16 protein-coding genes are annotated in these 17,080 nt (G+C 66.2%); 7 read left to right on the top strand and 9 right to left on the bottom strand.

Features of this window, described 5'->3' with window-relative positions; translation table 11 throughout:
• Positions 1–7 precede the first annotated feature (7 nt).
• The 3 genes from pntB (at position 8) to ARADN35_RS0117200 (ending at position 4,128) form a co-directional block, all read left to right on the top strand.
• Entirely contained in the window at positions 8–1,420 is a 1,413-nt protein-coding gene (gene pntB, locus ARADN35_RS0117210; RefSeq protein WP_010464279.1) for a Re/Si-specific NAD(P)(+) transhydrogenase subunit beta, read from the top strand.
• Positions 1,421–1,511: 91 nt separating this feature from the next.
• Positions 1,512–3,191, top strand: a complete 1,680-nt coding sequence (locus tag ARADN35_RS0117205; RefSeq protein WP_010464278.1) for a long-chain-fatty-acid--CoA ligase — start codon at positions 1,512–1,514, stop codon at positions 3,189–3,191.
• Positions 3,192–3,360: 169 nt separating this feature from the next.
• A complete protein-coding gene (locus ARADN35_RS0117200) occupies positions 3,361–4,128 on the top strand; it encodes a 5'-methylthioadenosine/adenosylhomocysteine nucleosidase (RefSeq protein ID WP_029414127.1) in 768 nt (255 codons plus the stop codon).
• A 198-nt stretch (positions 4,129–4,326) separates the two neighbouring features.
• Here the strand turns inward: ARADN35_RS0117200 and corA are convergent, their stop codons facing one another.
• From corA to ARADN35_RS0117175, 5 genes are all read right to left on the bottom strand, one after another.
• Positions 4,327–5,313, bottom strand: coding sequence for a magnesium/cobalt transporter CorA (corA, locus tag ARADN35_RS0117195; RefSeq protein WP_010464274.1), 987 nt, complete (start codon positions 5,311–5,313; stop codon positions 4,327–4,329).
• Between the two features lie 288 nt (positions 5,314–5,601).
• Complete coding sequence (locus ARADN35_RS0117190; protein WP_029414126.1) at positions 5,602–6,378, bottom strand: uracil-DNA glycosylase family protein; 777 nt, start codon at positions 6,376–6,378, stop codon at positions 5,602–5,604.
• Between the two features lie 28 nt (positions 6,379–6,406).
• A complete protein-coding gene (gene rimI / locus ARADN35_RS0117185; protein ID WP_010464269.1) occupies positions 6,407–6,886 on the bottom strand; it encodes a ribosomal protein S18-alanine N-acetyltransferase in 480 nt (159 codons plus the stop codon).
• Positions 6,887–6,908: 22 nt separating this feature from the next.
• A complete protein-coding gene (tsaB, locus tag ARADN35_RS0117180; RefSeq protein WP_010464268.1) occupies positions 6,909–7,634 on the bottom strand; it encodes a tRNA (adenosine(37)-N6)-threonylcarbamoyltransferase complex dimerization subunit type 1 TsaB in 726 nt (241 codons plus the stop codon).
• Positions 7,635–7,664: 30 nt separating this feature from the next.
• Positions 7,665–8,663, bottom strand: a complete 999-nt coding sequence (locus tag ARADN35_RS0117175; protein ID WP_050812543.1) for a DMT family transporter — start codon at positions 8,661–8,663, stop codon at positions 7,665–7,667.
• Positions 8,664–8,762: 99 nt separating this feature from the next.
• Between ARADN35_RS0117175 and dacB the strand changes: the two genes are divergently transcribed.
• The 3 genes from dacB to ARADN35_RS0117160 all read left to right on the top strand — a co-directional run bounded on the left by dacB (position 8,763) and on the right by ARADN35_RS0117160 (position 12,104).
• Complete coding sequence (gene dacB, locus ARADN35_RS0117170; RefSeq protein ID WP_010464264.1) at positions 8,763–10,232, top strand: D-alanyl-D-alanine carboxypeptidase/D-alanyl-D-alanine endopeptidase; 1,470 nt, start codon at positions 8,763–8,765, stop codon at positions 10,230–10,232.
• 57 nt (positions 10,233–10,289) lie between these two features.
• The gene (locus ARADN35_RS0117165; protein WP_010464262.1) at positions 10,290–10,559 is read left to right on the top strand and encodes a SemiSWEET transporter; all 270 of its coding nucleotides are present in this window, start codon (positions 10,290–10,292) and stop codon (positions 10,557–10,559) included.
• Between the two features lie 246 nt (positions 10,560–10,805).
• Positions 10,806–12,104, top strand: a complete 1,299-nt coding sequence (locus ARADN35_RS0117160; RefSeq protein ID WP_010464261.1) for a lipase family protein — start codon at positions 10,806–10,808, stop codon at positions 12,102–12,104.
• 118 nt (positions 12,105–12,222) lie between these two features.
• Here the strand turns inward: ARADN35_RS0117160 and ARADN35_RS0117155 are convergent, their stop codons facing one another.
• From ARADN35_RS0117155 to purE, 4 genes are all read right to left on the bottom strand, one after another.
• Positions 12,223–13,176: an SGNH/GDSL hydrolase family protein gene (locus ARADN35_RS0117155; protein WP_029414125.1), complete on the bottom strand. Its 954-nt coding sequence runs from the start codon at positions 13,174–13,176 to the stop codon at positions 12,223–12,225.
• A gap of 76 nt (positions 13,177–13,252) precedes the next feature.
• Positions 13,253–14,269: an L-threonylcarbamoyladenylate synthase gene (locus ARADN35_RS0117150; RefSeq protein ID WP_010464257.1), complete on the bottom strand. Its 1,017-nt coding sequence runs from the start codon at positions 14,267–14,269 to the stop codon at positions 13,253–13,255.
• Between the two features lie 17 nt (positions 14,270–14,286).
• Entirely contained in the window at positions 14,287–15,456 is a 1,170-nt protein-coding gene (locus ARADN35_RS0117145; protein WP_010464255.1) for a 5-(carboxyamino)imidazole ribonucleotide synthase, read from the bottom strand.
• Positions 15,453–15,947, bottom strand: coding sequence for a 5-(carboxyamino)imidazole ribonucleotide mutase (gene purE / locus ARADN35_RS0117140; protein WP_010464253.1), 495 nt, complete (start codon positions 15,945–15,947; stop codon positions 15,453–15,455). The genes ARADN35_RS0117145 and purE overlap by 4 nt, the downstream gene beginning before the upstream one ends.
• A gap of 157 nt (positions 15,948–16,104) precedes the next feature.
• Between purE and trxA the strand changes: the two genes are divergently transcribed.
• The gene (gene trxA / locus ARADN35_RS0117135; RefSeq protein ID WP_010464251.1) at positions 16,105–17,013 is read left to right on the top strand and encodes a thioredoxin; all 909 of its coding nucleotides are present in this window, start codon (positions 16,105–16,107) and stop codon (positions 17,011–17,013) included.
• Positions 17,014–17,080 lie beyond the last annotated feature (67 nt).

Raw genomic sequence — 17,080 nt, 5'->3', positions numbered from 1 at the left:
ACAGAACATGTCCCAAAGTCTCGCCACCGTTGCCTACCTGGGTGCGGCCATTTTGTTCATCCTGAGCCTGGGCGGGCTCTCCAACCCCGAAACCTCGCGCCGGGGCAACCTGTTCGGCATGGTCGGCATGGCGCTGGCCGTGCTGGCCACGGTGTTCGGCCCCCGTGTCAGTCCTGCGGGCGTGGCCTGGATCGTCGGCGCACTGGTCATCGGCGGTGGCATTGGCCTGTATGCGGCCAAGGTCGTCAAGATGACCCAGATGCCCGAGCTGGTCGCCCTCATGCACAGCCTGGTGGGCCTTGCGGCCTGCCTGGTGGGTTTTGCGAGTTACGTCGATACCTCGATCCAGCTGCAGGGCGCCGAGAAGATCATCCATGAGGTGGAGATCTATGTCGGCATCCTGATCGGCGCGGTCACGTTCAGCGGATCGCTGATCGCCTTCGGCAAGCTCAACGGCAAGATCGGTGGCAAGCCGCTGTTGCTGCCTGGCCGCCACTGGATGAATCTGGCTGCGCTGCTGATCGTGATCTGGTTTGGCCGCGAGTTCCTGCGCGCCGAGACCATTGAACAAGGCATGGTGCCGCTGATGGTGATGACGGCGATCGCGCTGCTGTTCGGCATCCACATGGTGATGGCCATTGGTGGCGCGGACATGCCAGTGGTGGTGTCCATGCTCAACAGCTACTCGGGCTGGGCGGCGGCGGCCACGGGTTTCATGCTGTCCAACGACCTGCTCATCGTCACGGGCGCGCTGGTGGGCTCTTCGGGTGCCATCCTGTCGTACATCATGTGCAACGCGATGAACCGCAACTTCATCAGCGTGATCGCGGGCGGCTTCGGGTCGGGCGCTGGCACACCTGCCAAAAAGGGCGAGGCAACCGAGCCGCAAGGCGAGGCCGTGCCCGTCAGCTCCGCCGAGACGGCCGAGCTGCTGCGCGATGCCAAAAGCGTCATCATCGTGCCCGGCTACGGCATGGCCGTGGCCCAGGCCCAGCACACGGTGTACGAGATCACCAAGACCCTGCGCGAGAAGGGCGTGGATGTGCGCTTTGCCATCCACCCGGTGGCGGGTCGCATGCCCGGCCACATGAACGTGCTGCTGGCCGAGGCCAAGGTGCCCTACGACATCGTGATGGAGATGGACGAGATCAACGAGGACTTCCCCAATGCTGACGTGGCCATGGTCATCGGCGCCAACGACATCGTGAATCCCAGCGCTCTGGATGATCCGACCAGCCCCATCGCAGGCATGCCCGTGCTCGAAGTGTGGAAGGCCAAGACCTCGATCGTGATGAAGCGCTCCATGGCGTCGGGCTATGCGGGGGTGGACAACCCCCTGTTCTACAAGGACAACAACCGCATGCTGTTTGGCGACGCCAAGAAAATGCTCGACGAAGTTCTTTCCGCGCTCAAGGGGTGACGGGCATAATTTCACCGCGAAAAAGCACGATCGTGCTGGAAATCCCAGGGCGGTCTTCACGGCATCAATAAAACTTATCAGGAGACAAAAAATGACGAATCGCCCCTGGCTGGCTGCCTATCCGCAAGGCGTCCCTGCAGACATCGACACCACGCAATACCCATCGCTCGTGGCCCTCATGGACGAGGCGTTTACCAAGTACGCGGGCCGCGTGGCCTACAGCTTCATGGGCAAGGAAGTGACCTATGCCCAGACAGACTCGCTCTCCAGCGCGTTTGCGGCCTATCTGCAGGGCCTGGGCCTGGTCAAGGGCGACCGCGTGGCCATCATGATGCCCAACGTGCCGCAGTACCCCGTGACGGTGGCGGCCATCCTGCGTGCGGGCTTCGTGGTGGTCAACGTGAACCCGCTGTACACCCCGCGCGAGCTGGAGCACCAGCTCAAGGATTCGGGCGCCAAGGCCATCGTCATCATCGAAAACTTCGCCACCACGCTGCAAAGCTGCATTGCAAACACGCCCGTCAAGCACGTGGTGCTGTGCGCCATGGGCGACCAGCTGGGCCTGCTCAAGGGAGCATTGGTCAACTACGTGGTGCGCAACGTCAAGAAGATGGTGCCCACCTACAACCTGCCGGGCGCCGTGCGTTTCAATGACGCGGTGGCCCAGGGCACGCGCGGCACCCTCAAGAAGCCCGACATCCGGCCTGACGACATTGCACTGCTGCAATACACCGGCGGCACCACGGGCGTGAGCAAGGGTGCGGTGCTGCTGCACCGCAATGTGATCGCCAACGTGCTGCAGTCCGAGGCGTGGAACGACCCCGTGATGAAGAAGGTGCCTGCGGGCGAGCAGCCCACCAGCATCTGCGCGCTGCCGCTGTACCACATCTTCGCGTTCACCGTGAACATGATGCTGAGCATGCGCACCGGCGGCAAGACCATCCTGATCCCCAACCCGCGTGACCTGCCTGCCGTGCTCAAGGAGCTGTCCAAGCACACCTTCCACAGCTTCCCGGCCGTGAACACGCTGTTCAACGGCCTGGCCAACCACCCCGACTTCAACACCGTCAACTGGAAGAACCTCAAGGTCTCGGTGGGCGGCGGCATGGCCGTGCAGGGCGCCGTGGCCAAGCTCTGGCTGGAGAAGACCGGTTGCCCCATCTGCGAGGGCTATGGCCTGTCGGAGACCAGCCCCTCGGTCAGCTGCAACCCCGTGACCGCCAAGGAGTTCACGGGCACCATTGGCGTGCCGCTCCCCGGCACCCTGATGAAGCTGATCGACGACGACGGCCGCGACGTGACCGCCCTCGGCCAGCCCGGTGAAATCGCGATCAAGGGCCCGCAGGTGATGGCGGGCTACTGGCAGCGCCCCGATGAAACCGCCAAGGTCATGACCGACGACGGCTTCTTCAAGTCTGGCGACATCGGCGTCATGGATGAGCGCGGCTTCTTCAAGATCGTGGACCGCAAGAAGGACATGGTGCTGGTCAGCGGCTTCAATGTCTATCCCAACGAGGTCGAAGAAGTCGTAGCCAACTGCCCCGGCGTGCTCGAATGCGCCGTGGTGGGCGTCCCGGACGAGAAGACCGGTGAAGCCGTCAAGCTCGTGATCGTCAAGAAAGACCCCGCGCTTACCGAAGCGCAGGTCAAGGAGTTCTGCCGCGCAGAACTCACGGGCTACAAGCAGCCCAAGGTCATCGAGTTCCGCACCGAGTTGCCCAAGACCCCCGTGGGCAAGATTCTGCGCCGCGAGCTGCGCGATAAGAAGTGAGCATCCCCCCGAGCGGCTTCGCCGCTCCCCCCTTCTCTCGCCGCGCTGCGCGCAGCGGGAAGGGGGGGCGACGCCAGCGCACGCAAGCGAAGCACTGCCCAAGCGGCTTGGCGGCCCTTGCGCGGCGTCCGCTGGTCTGGAGTGCGCCAGTTTTAACCCTTAGTTGCCCATGACCACCGCCATCCTCAGCGCCTTGCCCGAAGAGCAAAGCTCGCTGGTCCAGCACCTGTCGCACCCCCAGCGCCTGATGCATGCGGGCCGCGCCTTTTGGCTGGGCGAGCTGCACGGCCGCGCGGTGGTGCTGGCGCTGTCGGGCATCGGCAAGGTGGCGGCTGCCACCACGGCCACGGCGCTCATCGAGCGTTTCGGCGTGGCGCGCATCGTCTTCACCGGGGTGGCGGGCGGCGTGGGCGATGGCGTGAACGTGGGCGACGTGGTGGTGGCGCAGGACTACCTCCAGCACGACATGGACGCCTCGCCCCTGTTCCCGCGCTGGGAAGTGCCCGGCTACGCGCGCAGCCGCCTGGCCTGTGACGGCGTGCTGTCTGCTCTGCTTTTGGAAGCTGCTTACGCTTGTGTATCAAGCGCCAGCGGCCAATTTGGCTTGAGAACTGGTGCAGCAGATGTGTTGGAAGGCGTCTTGCACCGCACCCACCACGGCCTGGTGGCCAGCGGGGACCGATTTGTCTCTGCCGCCGATGAGTCCCACCGCCTGCGCAACACCTTGCGCGACGCCGGCCACGACGTGCTGGCCGTTGAAATGGAAGGCGCCGCCGTGGCCCAGGTGTGCTATGACTACAGCATCCCCTTCGCCGCCGTGCGCACCATCTCCGACCGCGCCGATGACACCGCCCACGTGGACTTTCCCCTCTTCGTGCAGACCGTGGCCAGCCGCTACGCTGAGCACATCATGCTGGCGTTTCTTCAAAAACTATAAAATTGATAGCTACTCGCGCTTGTTGAATAAGCGCTAGGGGCTATTTTTGTTGGATATTTTCATGCGTGGCCGTAGATCATCGGTCGCCGCGCCGTGAAACTGGCGCTCCTCCATGCCAGCGCCACCGTGGATCCGGCTTTGCCGGTCCACCGGTGGCGTCCCCCCTCGGGGGGGAAGGCGCGCAGCGCCACAGGGGGGCTACTTCAACCAGCCGCGCTTGCGGAAGTACCACATGGGCCCCACCGCGCTGGCGATCATCAGCAGGATGCCGTAGGCATACCCGTAGCTCCACTCCAGCTCGGGCATGAACTTGAAGTTCATGCCGTACACGCTGGCGATCAGCGTGGGGGGCAGCAGCGCCACGCTGGCCACCGAGAAGATCTTGATGATCTTGTTCTGGTTGATGTTGATGAAACCGACCGTGGCGTCCATCAGGAAGTTGATCTTGTCGAACAAAAACGCCGTGTGGTTGTCCAGCGATTCGATGTCGCGCAGGATCTGGCGGGCTTCCTCGAACTGCTCGGAGTTGAGCATCTTGCTGCGCATCATGAAGCTCACCGCGCGGCGGGTGTCCATCACGTTGCGGCGAATGCGTCCGTTCAAGTCTTCCTGGCGGGCAATGGCGCCCAGCACCTCGCCAGCAAGGGCATCGGTCACGTCGCCGGCCAGCACCTGCTTGCTCACCTTTTCCAGCTCGTCGTAGATGTTCTCGAGCGTGTCGGCCGAATACTCGGCGTCGGCGTCGAACAGCTTGAGTAGCACTTCCTTGGCGTCTTCGATGAGGCCTGGTGCGCGGCGTGCGCGCATGCGCAGCAGGCGGAACACCGGCACGTCTTCGTCGTGGATGGAGAACAGCACGCCCCGGCTCTTGAGGTTGGCGTTGTGCTGGTTCAGGATGAAAGCCACCCGCACCGAGCGCGGGTCTTCATCGTCGTCGATCAAAAAGTCGCTGCGAATGTGCAGCTCGCCGTTGTCTTCTTCGTAGAAGCGGGCGGATTCCTCGATGTCTTCGTCCATCGCATCCTCGGGGATGGACAGGCCGTAGTGCTGCTTGATCCAGCGTTTTTCTTCGAGGGTTGGGGCTTCCAGGTCCACCCAGATTGGCTGGAAGCGGGTCAGCTCTTCCAGGGATTCGATTTCTTCCTGGAACAGCCGGCCATTGGCGAGCGTGAAGATGTTGAGCATGGGCTCACTCCCTTGTTGTGTGGCATCTGCGGTGTGGGGGATCGGGTGCTTTCAACCCCACAGCAGGCAGGCCGGGGAGCTGAAAGCTACCAACTCGGGTAGGTTTCCAAGGAGCTTTCTCCGTAAAAAATGGACAGGCGGCGGATTATGGCACTGCAGCTGCAACGGGCCCTAAGAGGCCGTCGGACTTGGAAATCGCCGACTGCAAATCGACCGCAGCGGTCCAATTTTCGCTGATCGGCGCTCCAAGTCCGACGGCCTCCAGGCAAAAGCCCGCGCCCGCGGTGGTCAGCGGGATGTGGCCTGGCGCACGATGGCCAGGGCCCGGCACAGATCGGCCCAGGCAGCTGCCTTGACGTCTTGCGAGCGCAAAAGAAACGCCGGGTCGTAGGTCACCACGGCCGGGCAACCCGCCAGCTGGTGCGGGCCTGCGCGCAGGCGGCCCAGCGGCTCGGTGCGGCCCAGCGCCGCCCGCGCTGCCACATGGCCCAGCACCAGGACCAGGGTGGGTTGCAGCGCCGCCACGGCGTCGGCCAGCGCTGCTGGGATGTTGTGGTCACCACCGGGTTCCGCGCCGGAGGCCGTGCGCTCCAGTGCCGCCAGGAACACGCGCGGGTGCTTGTGCAGCTGCATGGCGCGCAGCATGTTCTCCAGCAATCGGCCCGCATCGCCACCCAGCGGCTCGCCCGGTGTAAGGCTTTCGGTCACGATCAGCCAGCCCGCACCCAGCCCGGTCGGGGTCTGCGCCGGGTCGGCGGTGGGGTACAGCGCCTGGGGCGCATGCAGCCGCAAGGTTGGGGTGGCCAGGGCTGCGCCTGTGCTCTCTGCTGCAGGTGCGGACACTCGCGGGGGTGTTGGCTGGGGCGCGCGTGCAGCCGGTAGGCTTGCCGCGGCGGGTGGCGGGGTGGGGGTGGACGCCACGCGGGTTGCAGGGGCGGGGGCGGCCATGGCGGGGGCGGGCGCCGGGGCTGCCGTGCGGGCTGCTGGTGCCTCCTGTGGCCCCCACACGGTGACCCCCATTTCTTGCAGCATGGCGCGCTGCCGCGCATCGAGGTGAAGACTCATGGGAAAAGGGGCCCGTTGAAGGTGTTGCTCACAATGCCAGGCTCATGACCACGGCATCTTCGCGCTGGCCCAGCTCGGCGGGGTAGTAGCGCCTGCGTTCGCCCACGCGGCGAAACCCGTGGGTCTGGTAGATGTGCTGGGCGCGCAGGTTGCTCATGCGCACTTCCAGCCACAGCCATTGGGCGCCGCGCCCGCGCGACCACAGGGCCAATGCGTCCAGCAACACCCGCGCCCAGCCTTGGCGCTGGAATTCGGGGGTGACGGTGATGTTGAGCAGGTGTACTTCATCCACCCCCAGCATGGCCACAAAGTAGCCCAGCAGGTGCTCTCCCGCCATCAGCACCTGCGCCTGGTAGCCCGAGGCCATGGCATCGGTGAAGTTGCCGCGTGTCCAGGGGTGCGAATAGGCGCGTTGCTCCACCGCCAGCACGGCATCCAGCCGCGAGAGCGCGAGGGCTTCAAAGCGCGCCTCTGGCGCGCCGGCAGACGGGGTGGGCAAGGCGCTCATGGTGGGGTCTGGCAGGGATGATTCACTGGGGCGCGTCCACCGCGCGTTCTTGCTGGGCGGCGCGCAGCGCAGCCCGCTCGGCGGTGGTTTTCGCCACTTTATCGCGGATGTAGCGCGGCAGCGCATCGCTGGCGGGCACGCCTTCGCCCGCCGCCAGCAGGGCCGGGGCCAGGCGCAGCAGAGCGCTGGCCGTGGGCAGTGTGGCCACATGGGCGGCTGTGGGCGCCAGTCGTTCGCCGTAAGGTGCGCGCGCGTTGCCCGCCACCGTCCATCCTGCGGGCACGAGCACGGATTCCGGCGCCCCCAAGCCAAAGTCGGCATCGGTGTGCCAGCGGCCTTGGGCGCCGATCCACTCGCAGCGCGCGTGGTAGACCTCGTCCATGCGCGCGTCCAGCACCGCCACCACTTGCGTGCAGCCGTGCGCCTGGCGCGCTTCCTCGGCCACGGCCAGCAGGGTGTCCACGGGCAGCACCGGTATGCCGTGGCCCGCGCGCGCGCCAAACGCCAGCCCCTGGGCCACGGCGCAGGCGGTGCGCAAGCCGGTGAAGGAGCCCGGGCCACGGCCAAACACAATGACCTCCAGCGTGTCGAACGACAGGCTGGCCTGCGCCATCAGGCTGCGCACTGTCGGAATCAGTGTGGCCGAAGCCTGCGCGCCCCCGGGGCCCGTGTGCTGCCACACGGCATCACCGTGCTGGACGGCGATGGAAAGGGTGTCGGTGCTGGTGTCGAAAGCGAGCAGATTCATGGGGCCAGAGGGTTTGCGCGGCAAAAGGGGTCAGGGGGCGGTGCGGCCAGAGGCGGGCGTGGGCGGGACGACCACGCCCGCCTGACTTTTGCGCAGCACGCCCAGCAGGATACCGGCAGTCACCAGCAGCAGGCCGGCGACGAGGTTCCAGTACATTGGCTCGTCCAGAAAAATCACTGCACCGATGGCCGAGAGGCCAGGCACCAGGGCCGTGATCATGGTGGAGCGCACAGGGCCATAGTGCTGGATCATGCGGGTGAAGCCAATGCCCGAGATCACCACCGACCCGCCACCCTGGAACACCATGTGAAAGACGATCTCGCTCCACGGCGCAATGGCCAGGTGGCTGGTCACAGCACCCAGCGCTATCAGCAGCGCGTAGCTGGGCACGTAGACCAGGCAGGCGAAGGCGGTGATGGCGATGGTGGCCTGCACGGCGTCCACGGCGTGGCGCCGGGCCAGCACACTGTAGGTGGCCCAGCACGAGGCGGCCAGCATGAACAGCACGTCGCCCTTCCATACATCACCGCCCGAAAATGCCGCCAGCAGGCTGCGCCCGCCCACCAGCAGGTCGCCTGCCACGATCAGCGCCAGGCCGGCCGCGCGCAGCGGGGTGATGTGGTCGCGCAGCAGCACGGCAGCCAGCAGCGCCGTCCACAGCGGCAGGCTGCCCGGCATCAGCACCGCCGCATGGGTGGCCGGTGCATGGAAGAATCCCGCGTAGGCCAGCATGGCGTAAAGCAGCCCGCCGAAGGTGCCCAGCAGGGCCGTGGTGCGCAGCGGCAGGGGCGAAATGCCCGCCAGGCTGGAGGGCGGGGCGGCCGAGCCCAGCGCTGCGGTGCGCCGCCGCACCAGCCACCAGCCCCAGGGCAGCAAGACCAGGCTGGCGCCGGTGATGCGCAGCAGGGCAATGTCGAACGGTGTGAGCGTGCGCTGGGCCGAGGCGCGGGCAATGACGATGAAACCCGTCCAGATGGTGACCGTCACGACCGCCGCCAGCAGGCCGATGGCACGAGGAGAAAAACGCATCAGGGGATTATCGGTGCGTGGGCGTGGCAGCGCTGGCATCCGGGTTCCTGGTCTCGCGCGGCCTGCGGGCGGCGCGCTGCCGGGCGATAGACTCGCGCCATGTTCTTGTTTCCTGATTCTTGGCGCCACTTCGCGCTGCGTGGTGCCCTGGGCGGTGTGGCGGTGTGGTTCGTTCTGGCGGGGGCTGCTGGCACGGCCCAGGCCCAGGCGGCGGCTCCCGCCCTGCTGCCACCGGAGGTCGAAGCCGCCCTGGGTCGCGCCAAGTTGCCGCGCGAGGCCCTGTCGGTGATGGTGGTGGATGCCCAGGGGGGCAAATCATCGCCTGCACGCTTGGCGCACCGTGCCCAGATGCCGGTGAATCCGGCGTCGGTGATGAAGCTGGTGACCACTTATGCAGCGCTGGAGCAACTGGGCCCCGCCTATGTGTGGAACACCCCGGTCTACGTGCAGGGCTCGGTGCAGGACGGCAGTCTGCGTGGCAATGTCTACATCCAGGGTCAGGGAGATCCCAAGCTGGTCATGGAACGCCTGTGGCTGCTGATGCGGCGCCTGCAGGGCCAGGGCATCCAGGTCATCGTCGGCGACATCGTGCTCGACCGCACGGCCTTTGACGTGCCCGACCACGACCCGGCACGTTTTGATGGCGAGCCACTGCGCCCCTACAACGCCGCGCCCGATGCGCTGCTGCTCAACTACAAATCGTCGGTGATGACCTTTGTGCCGGATTCCGCCGCAGGCCTGGCGCGCATCCAATACGACCCACCCCTGGCGGGTGTGGTGCGCCAGGCCACCGTCGCGCTGGCCGCGCCGGGCACCGAGTGTGGCGACTGGCGTGGCGCCTTGCGGGCGGAGCTGGCCGACCCCGCCAAGGTGAGCTTCCAGGGGGTGTACCCGGCCACCTGCGGCGAGCGCGTGTGGCCCGTGGCGGCGGTGGACCCACGCGGCTTTGCGGGGCGTGCAGTGGAAGGCATGTGGCGCGAGCTGGGGGGCAAGCTCACGGGCAGCGTGCGCGAGGGCAAGGTGCCGCCCGGCTTGAAACCCGCCTTCGTGGCCACCTCACCCGCGCTGTCCGAAGTGGTGCGGGACGTGAACAAGTACAGCAACAACGTGATGGCGCAGCAGGTGTTCCTGACGCTGGCACTGCAGAAGAACGGTGTGGCCACCTTCGACGGTGCCCGCGAGGCCTTGCGCCAGTGGTGGCTGTCGCGCATCGGTGATGCCGAACTGCCCCTGGCCGACAACGGTGCAGGCCTGAGCCGCGATGCCCGCCTGACGGCGCAGGCGCTGGCTCGCATGTTGCAGGTGGCCTGGGTGTCCCCGGTGATGCCGGAGCTGGTGGCGTCGCTGCCCATCTCCGGGGTGGATGGCACGCTGCGCCGCAGCCAGAGCCGCGTGGGCACGGCCCATCTCAAGACTGGCAGCCTGCGCGACGTGATGGCCGTGGCGGGCTATGTGCACGCGGCCAGCGGGCGGCGCTATGTGCTGGTGGCTGTCGTCAACCATGCCAATGCCGGCGCTGCGCGGCCTGTGCTGGACAGCCTGGTCGACTGGACCGCGCGCGACCAGTGAATAATGGGGCGTTGCCCTGCCACACGCGCCAGAGCCTTCAGAACTTTCCCCCGTCCCATGCCCACCACCGAGCTCATCGGCTACCTCGCCGCCATCCTGACCACCTGCAGCTTTGTGCCCCAGGCACTGCATACCTTTCGTACGCGGGATGTCCGGGGCATTTCGCTGGGCATGTACAGCGTGTTCACGGCCGGTGTGGCGCTGTGGCTGGTGTATGGGCTGACCCTGGCGGCCTGGCCCATCGTGGTGGCCAACGCCATCACGCTCGCGCTGGCGGGGACGATCCTGGGCATGAAGGTGGTCTACGGAGCGCGTGGCCAGCGCTAAGCGCGACTCGCAAAACGCTTCTGGCGTCGTTGCCGCAACTTGCCGTGCCGCGCGTACTGCTTGCGACTCAGCGCCTGGCCAGAACCGCTTCGCTGGGTTCTGTGCGTCGCTCCAAATGCTCGCCTGTGGCGGGCCACTGTCACCTAGGCGTCTGCCCACTGGTTCGGTCCGCGTTATCCCCTATGGATGGTGCAGTGCAGGTGCGCGCACGATGCGTCGTTGTTTCTTGACCTGAGGTATCCATTCATGAAGTATTTCCGCCTTACCTGTGTTGCCGCTGCTGCGGTGCTGCTTGTCGCCTGCGGCGGCTCCGACGATCCAGACCGTGGCGCGTTGATTGACCCCCCTGCCGTCATGATGACGCTGACGGCCGCGCAGATCGATGCAGGCACCTCCAGCAGTGGCCTGCAGGCCATCAGCGGCAAGGCGAAATGCGATGTGAAGGTGGTGGCTCTCAATTACGCCACTGCAGGCGCCAAGAGTGGAGAGCACACCAACGCTTCGGGCGTGATGCTGGTGCCCGCAGGCAGCTGCAACACAGCCGCACCGCTGATCGCCTATGCCAAGGGCACCGATGTGCAAAAGCCCCGCACGCTGGCCAACCCGCAGGACAACGAAACCTTCCTGCTCGCCGCCATGTATGCCGCCCAGGGCTATGCCGTGGTGGCCACCGACTACCTGGGCTTTGCCAAGTCGGGCTACAGCTACCACCCCTACCTGCATGCCGACTCGGAAGCCACCTCGGTCATCGACTCGGTGCGGGCCGCGCGCAATGCAGCGGGCACCGTAGGGGCCAATCTGTCGGGCAAAGTGATGTTCACGGGCTACTCGCAGGGCGGGCACTCGTCGATGGCAGCACACCGCTCTGCGGAACGCGACTACGGCACTGAATTCAATGTGGTGGCAGGTGCCCATCTGGCCGGCCCTTACAACCTGTCGGGCTCGCTGCGTATCCCGGACGCCATTGCGGGTGTGCAGTTCTTCGTACCTTATCTGGTGACGGCCTGGCAGAAAGTCTATGGAGACGTCTACACGGACGTGAAGCAGGTCTTCAAGGCCCCGTATTCGGGCTACATCGAGACCCTGCTGCCCAACCCTACGATGACCTACACCACGTTGCTCACCTCGGGCACTCTGCCCGCCGGTACGCCTAACCAGGCGCGGGATGCGCTGTTCCAGTCCGCGTTCATCACGGGCTCGCAGACCAGCACCACCCACCCTCTGTACTTGGCGGCCAAAAAGAATGACCTGCTGGGCTGGAGCCCCAAGGCCCGCGTGCTGCTGTGTGGCGGCGCAGGCGATCCCACCGTGCCGCCTGCGATCCACCAGCGCGTGATGAAGGCCGACTTCGACAGCCGGGGCCTGACCAACGTGGCATCGGTGGACGTCGATGCGGCCATTCAGGCCACCTTTGGCCCGGGTGGCCAGGCACCCACCGATCCGACTTCGGCCGCATTTGCCACCTACTACGGCGCCTACCATGGCACCTACGAACCGCCGTTCTGCCATGCCCAGGCGCGAGCAGTGTTCGATATGGTGAAATAAGGTAGCCAACAATCGGCGGCGTGCCGCACAACAAAAAGCCGACCCTTGGGTCGGCTTTTTTGATGGCTGTGGTGCCTGCATAGAAGCTGCAGCGTGGCCACAGCTGCCAGTGGCCAAATTACCAGCGGGCGCGCAGGCGGTCGTAGGCGTAGGTGCCGAACTGGCGCTGCGCCGAGGGCGTGAGGTACACCGGGTCGGCAAACACGTAGGAGGTCTGGCTGGCGCCCGACAGCAGCGTGGACGGGGTGCACAGGGCCGAATTGACCTTTCCGGCGCCAATGCCGATGCCGTTGGTGGCGTCCACCGAGGTGCACACGGCGGTGGTGGCATTGTTGAAGCCGTAGTTGGCGGGCACGCCGGTATACAGGTTCACGTAGTAGGCCAGGTCCACATACAGCACGTTGGCACCCAGGTCCACGATGCCCACGAGCAGGCCGTCGTTGAAGCGGCTGCTGGCATCGGTCAGCAGTGCCTCGCGGCCGATGGTCTTGGCCCATGGGGTCTTGCTCAGGTCGTAGGTGCCGGTCACCACCACGTACTTGGCACCGGCGGTCACCAGGCGGCGCACCTGGGCGGCCATGTCTTCACCCGCCTGGCGGGCTGCGGCCACCATGGCGGCTTCGGTCTGGGTGCCTGCCTGCACGGCGGCCATGCCGGCGATCACGTCGCTGATGCCGCCGCTGAGGATCACCACATCGTTGGCCGCGAAGCTGCCGCTGGCCAAAAAGGTGTCGATCTGCTCGGTGATGGTGGGCGTGCTGGCGTTGCCAGCGGCATCGGGCTTGGCCTTGACGCGGGCATTGCCCACGGCATAGCTCTTGCCTCCCGCAGAGACGGCCGAGAGTGGCTTGCCATAGTTGGCGGCCACCTGCAGGGTCCAGTTGTTCACGCTGCCGTCGTTGACGGTATAGCGAGAGCCTTTTTGCCCCACATCGCTGTTGGCATCACCAAACGCGATGAAGCGCTCGGGCGTGATGGCCGATTCGGTGGTGCTGGAACCGCAGGCCGCGAGCAACGCGGCCGACGCACATGCGGCGACCAGTACGGTGCGGCGCATCCAATTTGCTGCCATGTATTTCTCCAGAAAAGTGGGGGGTAGTTTAGCGGTGCAACGTCAACGCATGTAAAGCCGCCTTGTGCGGCTGGAATCATGCGGCAGATGCACGTTGCAGGCGGTCGTGCACACCTTCCCACTCGGGCTCGGCGGGCGGGGTCTCGATCCAGATCAGTTTCACGCCATCGTCGTCAAAGCCGCGCAGCACCGCAAACAGCTGCTGGGCCGTGGCGGCCGCGTCGTCGGGCATGCGGCGCATCACGAGCTTGGAGGATTGGGTGCGCAGTGCGGCGCGGGCATAGACCGCGATGTGGGCGGCGTCGGCGCCCAGCAGGTCCAGGCCGGTCTGCAGGGCCTTGGCGTCCATCAGGCGCACCTTGGCGGCGGGCGCGTAGTGCGCTTCGAGCGTGCCCGAGGCGCGGGGCGTGAGCGCGGGCATGTCGTCCTTGGACAGCGGTGCAATGCCGCAGGCGGCCTCAATCTGCTCGCGCGTGACGGCGCCCGGGCGCAGCAGCACGGGCACACCGCGCGTGCAGTCCACGATGGTGCTTTCGATGCCCACTTCGCACGGGCCACCATCCAGCACCAGCAGCCCGGCGCCCAGCTCGTCCTGCACATGCTGGGCGGTGGTGGGGCTCACGCGGCCAAAGCGGTTGGCGCTGGGGGCTGCCACGCCCCACACCGGCGGGCCGCCTTGGGCCTCGCTGTCGCCCGGTGCGGCGCAGGCCAGCAGCAGGGCATGGGCCGCGGGGTGGGCCGGGCAGCGCAGCCCCACGCTGTCCTGGCCGCCGGTGGCGGCGCCAGCCACACCGGGCAGGCGCGGCAGGATGAGGGTGAGCGGGCCGGGCCAGAAGGCATCGACGAGCTTCTGCGCAAAGCCCGGCACCTCGCTGGCGAAGTGGCGAATGCCTTCGGCATTGGCTACGTGCACGATCAGGGGGTGGTCGCTGGGGCGCCCCTTGGCGGCGAAGATCTGCGCCACGGCGGCATCGCTGCTGGCGTCTGCCGCCAGGCCGTACACGGTTTCGGTGGGCAGGCCGAGCAGTGCGCCGCTGCGCACGGCCCGTGCTGCGGTGGCGATGGATGCGGGCTGGGTGCCGTCAAGAATCATGGGTTGGAAGGCCGACATCAGAACGGTGCAATACCCAGCAGCGCAGCGGCCTGCAGGGCCGTGGCGCGTGTCGCCCCGGGGGTGGCGGCGGTGATGTTGAGGTGCCCCATCTTGCGGCCGCGCTTGGCCTCGCGCTTGCCATACAGGTGCAGGTGCGTGCCGGGCAGGGCCAGCACCTCGTCCCAAGGGGGCGTCTGCTCGGTGTCGCCATGGGCAAACCACAGATCACCCAGCAGGTTGAGCATCACGGCGGGGCTGTGCTGGCGCGGCTGCGTGAGCGGCAGGCGGGCCATGGTGCGCACCTGCAGCTCGAACTGCGACACGTCGCAGGCGTTCTGGCTGTAGTGGCCGCTGTTGTGGGGGCGGGGGGCGATTTCGTTCACCACCAGGCTGCCGTCCTGCAGCACAAAAAACTCCACGCAGAGCACGCCGACGTACTGCAGACCGTTTGCTATCGAAATTGCAGCTGCTACCGCTTGCTGAATAAGCGCTGGAGGCAGATTTTGTTCAAAAACCTCCGTCACGGCCAGGATGCCGTCGCGATGCAGGTTGCGCTGCACGGGCAAGTGCACGGTGGCGCCGTCGGCGCCGCGCGCCACGATCACCGAACATTCCAGTGCCAGGGGCAGCATCTTTTCCAGCACGCAGGGCACCTTGCCGACCGAGTCCCAGGCGGCGGCGAGTTCGGCAGCGGTCTTCACGCGCACCTGGCCCTTGCCGTCGTAGCCCATGCGGGCGGTTTTCAGGATGCCGGGCAGTAGATCAGATGAAACTGCGGCCAGTTGCTCAGCCGTTTCGATCACCGCATACGGCGCACAGGGCACCCCGCAGGCCACAAAGTGGGCCTTCTCCCGCGCACGGTCTTGCGCCACCGACACGGCGCTGGCGGCGGGCGACACGGGGCGCTGCGCTGCCAGGGCGGCCAGCGCCGCAGCGGGCACGTTCTCGAACTCGGTGGTCACTGCATCCGACAGGCGGGCCAGCTCGGCCAGGCCCTGCGGGTCTTCATAACCCGTCTGGATGTGGTGGTGGCTCACCAGCCCGGCGGGGCTGGTCGGGTCGGCATCGAGCACGGCGGTGAAGTAGCCCATGGCCTGCGCCTGGTGCACAAACATGCGGCCGAGCTGGCCGCCGCCTAGCACGCCCAGTGTGGATCCCGGCAGGAGGGGCTGTGTCGCGTCGGTCATGCGGCGGGCGGCAGGGTCATGTTGCGCGCCACCTCGGTCTGTTCGGCGCGGAAGGCTTCCAGGCGCTGGCGCAGTGCGGGGCTTTCGTTGGCCAGCAGGGCCACGGCAAACAGGGCAGCGTTGGCGGCGCCTGCCGTGCCAATGGCAAACGTGGCCACGGGGATGCCCTTGGGCATCTGCACGATGGAATGCAGTGAATCCACGCCTTGCAGGTGGCGGCTGGCCACCGGCACACCCAGCACGGGCACCGTGGTCTTGGCGGCAATCATGCCCGGCAGGTGGGCAGCACCCCCGGCCCCCGCAATGATGGCTTTGAGGCCCCGGCCCGCAGCGGCCTCGGCATAGGCAAACATGTCGTCGGGCATGCGGTGGGCCGAGACCACGCGGGCCTCGTGCGGGATGCCGAACTGTTCAAGAATCTGCACTGCATGCTGCATGGTGTCCCAGTCGCTGCTGGAACCCATGACCACGCCGATCTGGATGGGTTTCATGGTGTGGAGGGTGCTGGTGGGCAGGTTGCGCCTGCCCCACCGCTGTAGGTGGAACCCGCGATTTTACTTTTTGCGCCCCCCTGGCTGGTGTGGGGCTGTTTCGATGGGCCAAAATAGCGGGCAAACTGCTCCACAGGCCCCTGGCCCCCACACCATCATGATTGACGTCACCGTAGAGAACTTTGAAGCCGAGGTGGTTGCCGCCTCGATGAACGTGCCCGTGCTGGTGGACTTCTGGGCACCTTGGTGTGGGCCCTGCAAGTCGCTGGGACCGGTGCTCGAAAAGCTGGAGACCGACTATGACGGCCGCTTCAAGCTCGTCAAGATCGACTCGGACCAGGAGCAGCAGCTGGCGGGCATGTTCGGCATCCGCAGCATCCCCACCTGTGTGTTGCTCATGAACGGCCAGCCCGTGGACGGCTTCATGGGCGCCCTGCCCGAAGGCCAGGTGCGGGCTTTCCTCGACAAGCATGTGCCCACCGCCGAAGAACTGGTGGCGGAAATTGAGGGAGAAGAAGCCCATGACGCCCTGGCGGAAGGCGACACCGGCACCGCGCTGGAAAAGCTGCAGCATGCCGTGGTGACCGATCCTTCCAACGACGACGCACGTTTTGACTACGTCAAGCTGCTGCTGCAGCTGCACCGCGAGGACGATGCCAAGGTGGCCTTTGCCCCCGTCATCGCCAAGGCCGCAGGCTCGCGCAAGCTGGGTGCGCTAAAGGCCTGGATGGATGCTATTGATTTCGTAGCTTCTAGCGCTTATGGAGAAAGCGCTGGGGCTGAATTTGATGCAAAAATTGCCACCAACAAGCGCGACTTTGACACCCGCTACGCCCGTGCCCGCTGGCTCATGGCGGGCCAGCGCTGGACGGACGCCATGGACGAGCTGCTCGAAATCCTCATGCGCGACAAGGCCTGGGGTGAGGAGGTCGCCCGCAAGACCTATGTGGCCATCCTCGAAATCATCGAACCCCCGAAGGTGAAGGTGGCCGACGGCCAGATCCCGCCCGATGATCCGGTGGTGGCGACCTACCGGCGTCGCTTGTCGAGCGTGGTGCTCAGCTGAGCGGGGTTCGCCCCACCAAAAAAGAAAGGCCCGGGAAGGGCCTTTTCTTTTTTGCGGTGGGCTGACG

This window comes from Acidovorax radicis N35, from assembly GCF_000204195.1.
GTDB lineage: Bacteria > Pseudomonadota > Gammaproteobacteria > Burkholderiales > Burkholderiaceae_C > Acidovorax > Acidovorax radicis.
Note: the sequence above shows the minus strand (reverse complement) of the source record. Positions and strands in the feature narration are given on the sequence as shown.

What these genes read in the sequence shown, in the direction of transcription:
- pntB (WP_010464279.1), top strand. Translation starts at nt 8, where the DNA reads ATGTCCCAAAGTCTCGCCACCGTTGCCTACCTGGGTGCGGCCATTTTG.
- ARADN35_RS0117205 (WP_010464278.1), top strand. Translation starts at nt 1,512, where the DNA reads ATGACGAATCGCCCCTGGCTGGCTGCCTATCCGCAAGGCGTCCCTGCA.
- ARADN35_RS0117200 (WP_029414127.1), top strand. Translation starts at nt 3,361, where the DNA reads ATGACCACCGCCATCCTCAGCGCCTTGCCCGAAGAGCAAAGCTCGCTG.
- corA (WP_010464274.1), bottom strand. Translation starts at nt 5,313, where the DNA reads ATGCTCAACATCTTCACGCTCGCCAATGGCCGGCTGTTCCAGGAAGAA.
- ARADN35_RS0117190 (WP_029414126.1), bottom strand. Translation starts at nt 6,378, where the DNA reads ATGAGTCTTCACCTCGATGCGCGGCAGCGCGCCATGCTGCAAGAAATG.
- rimI (WP_010464269.1), bottom strand. Translation starts at nt 6,886, where the DNA reads ATGAGCGCCTTGCCCACCCCGTCTGCCGGCGCGCCAGAGGCGCGCTTT.
- tsaB (WP_010464268.1), bottom strand. Translation starts at nt 7,634, where the DNA reads ATGAATCTGCTCGCTTTCGACACCAGCACCGACACCCTTTCCATCGCC.
- ARADN35_RS0117175 (WP_050812543.1), bottom strand. Translation starts at nt 8,663, where the DNA reads ATGCGTTTTTCTCCTCGTGCCATCGGCCTGCTGGCGGCGGTCGTGACG.
- dacB (WP_010464264.1), top strand. Translation starts at nt 8,763, where the DNA reads ATGTTCTTGTTTCCTGATTCTTGGCGCCACTTCGCGCTGCGTGGTGCC.
- ARADN35_RS0117165 (WP_010464262.1), top strand. Translation starts at nt 10,290, where the DNA reads ATGCCCACCACCGAGCTCATCGGCTACCTCGCCGCCATCCTGACCACC.
- ARADN35_RS0117160 (WP_010464261.1), top strand. Translation starts at nt 10,806, where the DNA reads ATGAAGTATTTCCGCCTTACCTGTGTTGCCGCTGCTGCGGTGCTGCTT.
- ARADN35_RS0117155 (WP_029414125.1), bottom strand. Translation starts at nt 13,176, where the DNA reads ATGGCAGCAAATTGGATGCGCCGCACCGTACTGGTCGCCGCATGTGCG.
- ARADN35_RS0117150 (WP_010464257.1), bottom strand. Translation starts at nt 14,269, where the DNA reads ATGATTCTTGACGGCACCCAGCCCGCATCCATCGCCACCGCAGCACGG.
- ARADN35_RS0117145 (WP_010464255.1), bottom strand. Translation starts at nt 15,456, where the DNA reads ATGACCGACGCGACACAGCCCCTCCTGCCGGGATCCACACTGGGCGTG.
- purE (WP_010464253.1), bottom strand. Translation starts at nt 15,947, where the DNA reads ATGAAACCCATCCAGATCGGCGTGGTCATGGGTTCCAGCAGCGACTGG.
- trxA (WP_010464251.1), top strand. Translation starts at nt 16,105, where the DNA reads ATGATTGACGTCACCGTAGAGAACTTTGAAGCCGAGGTGGTTGCCGCC.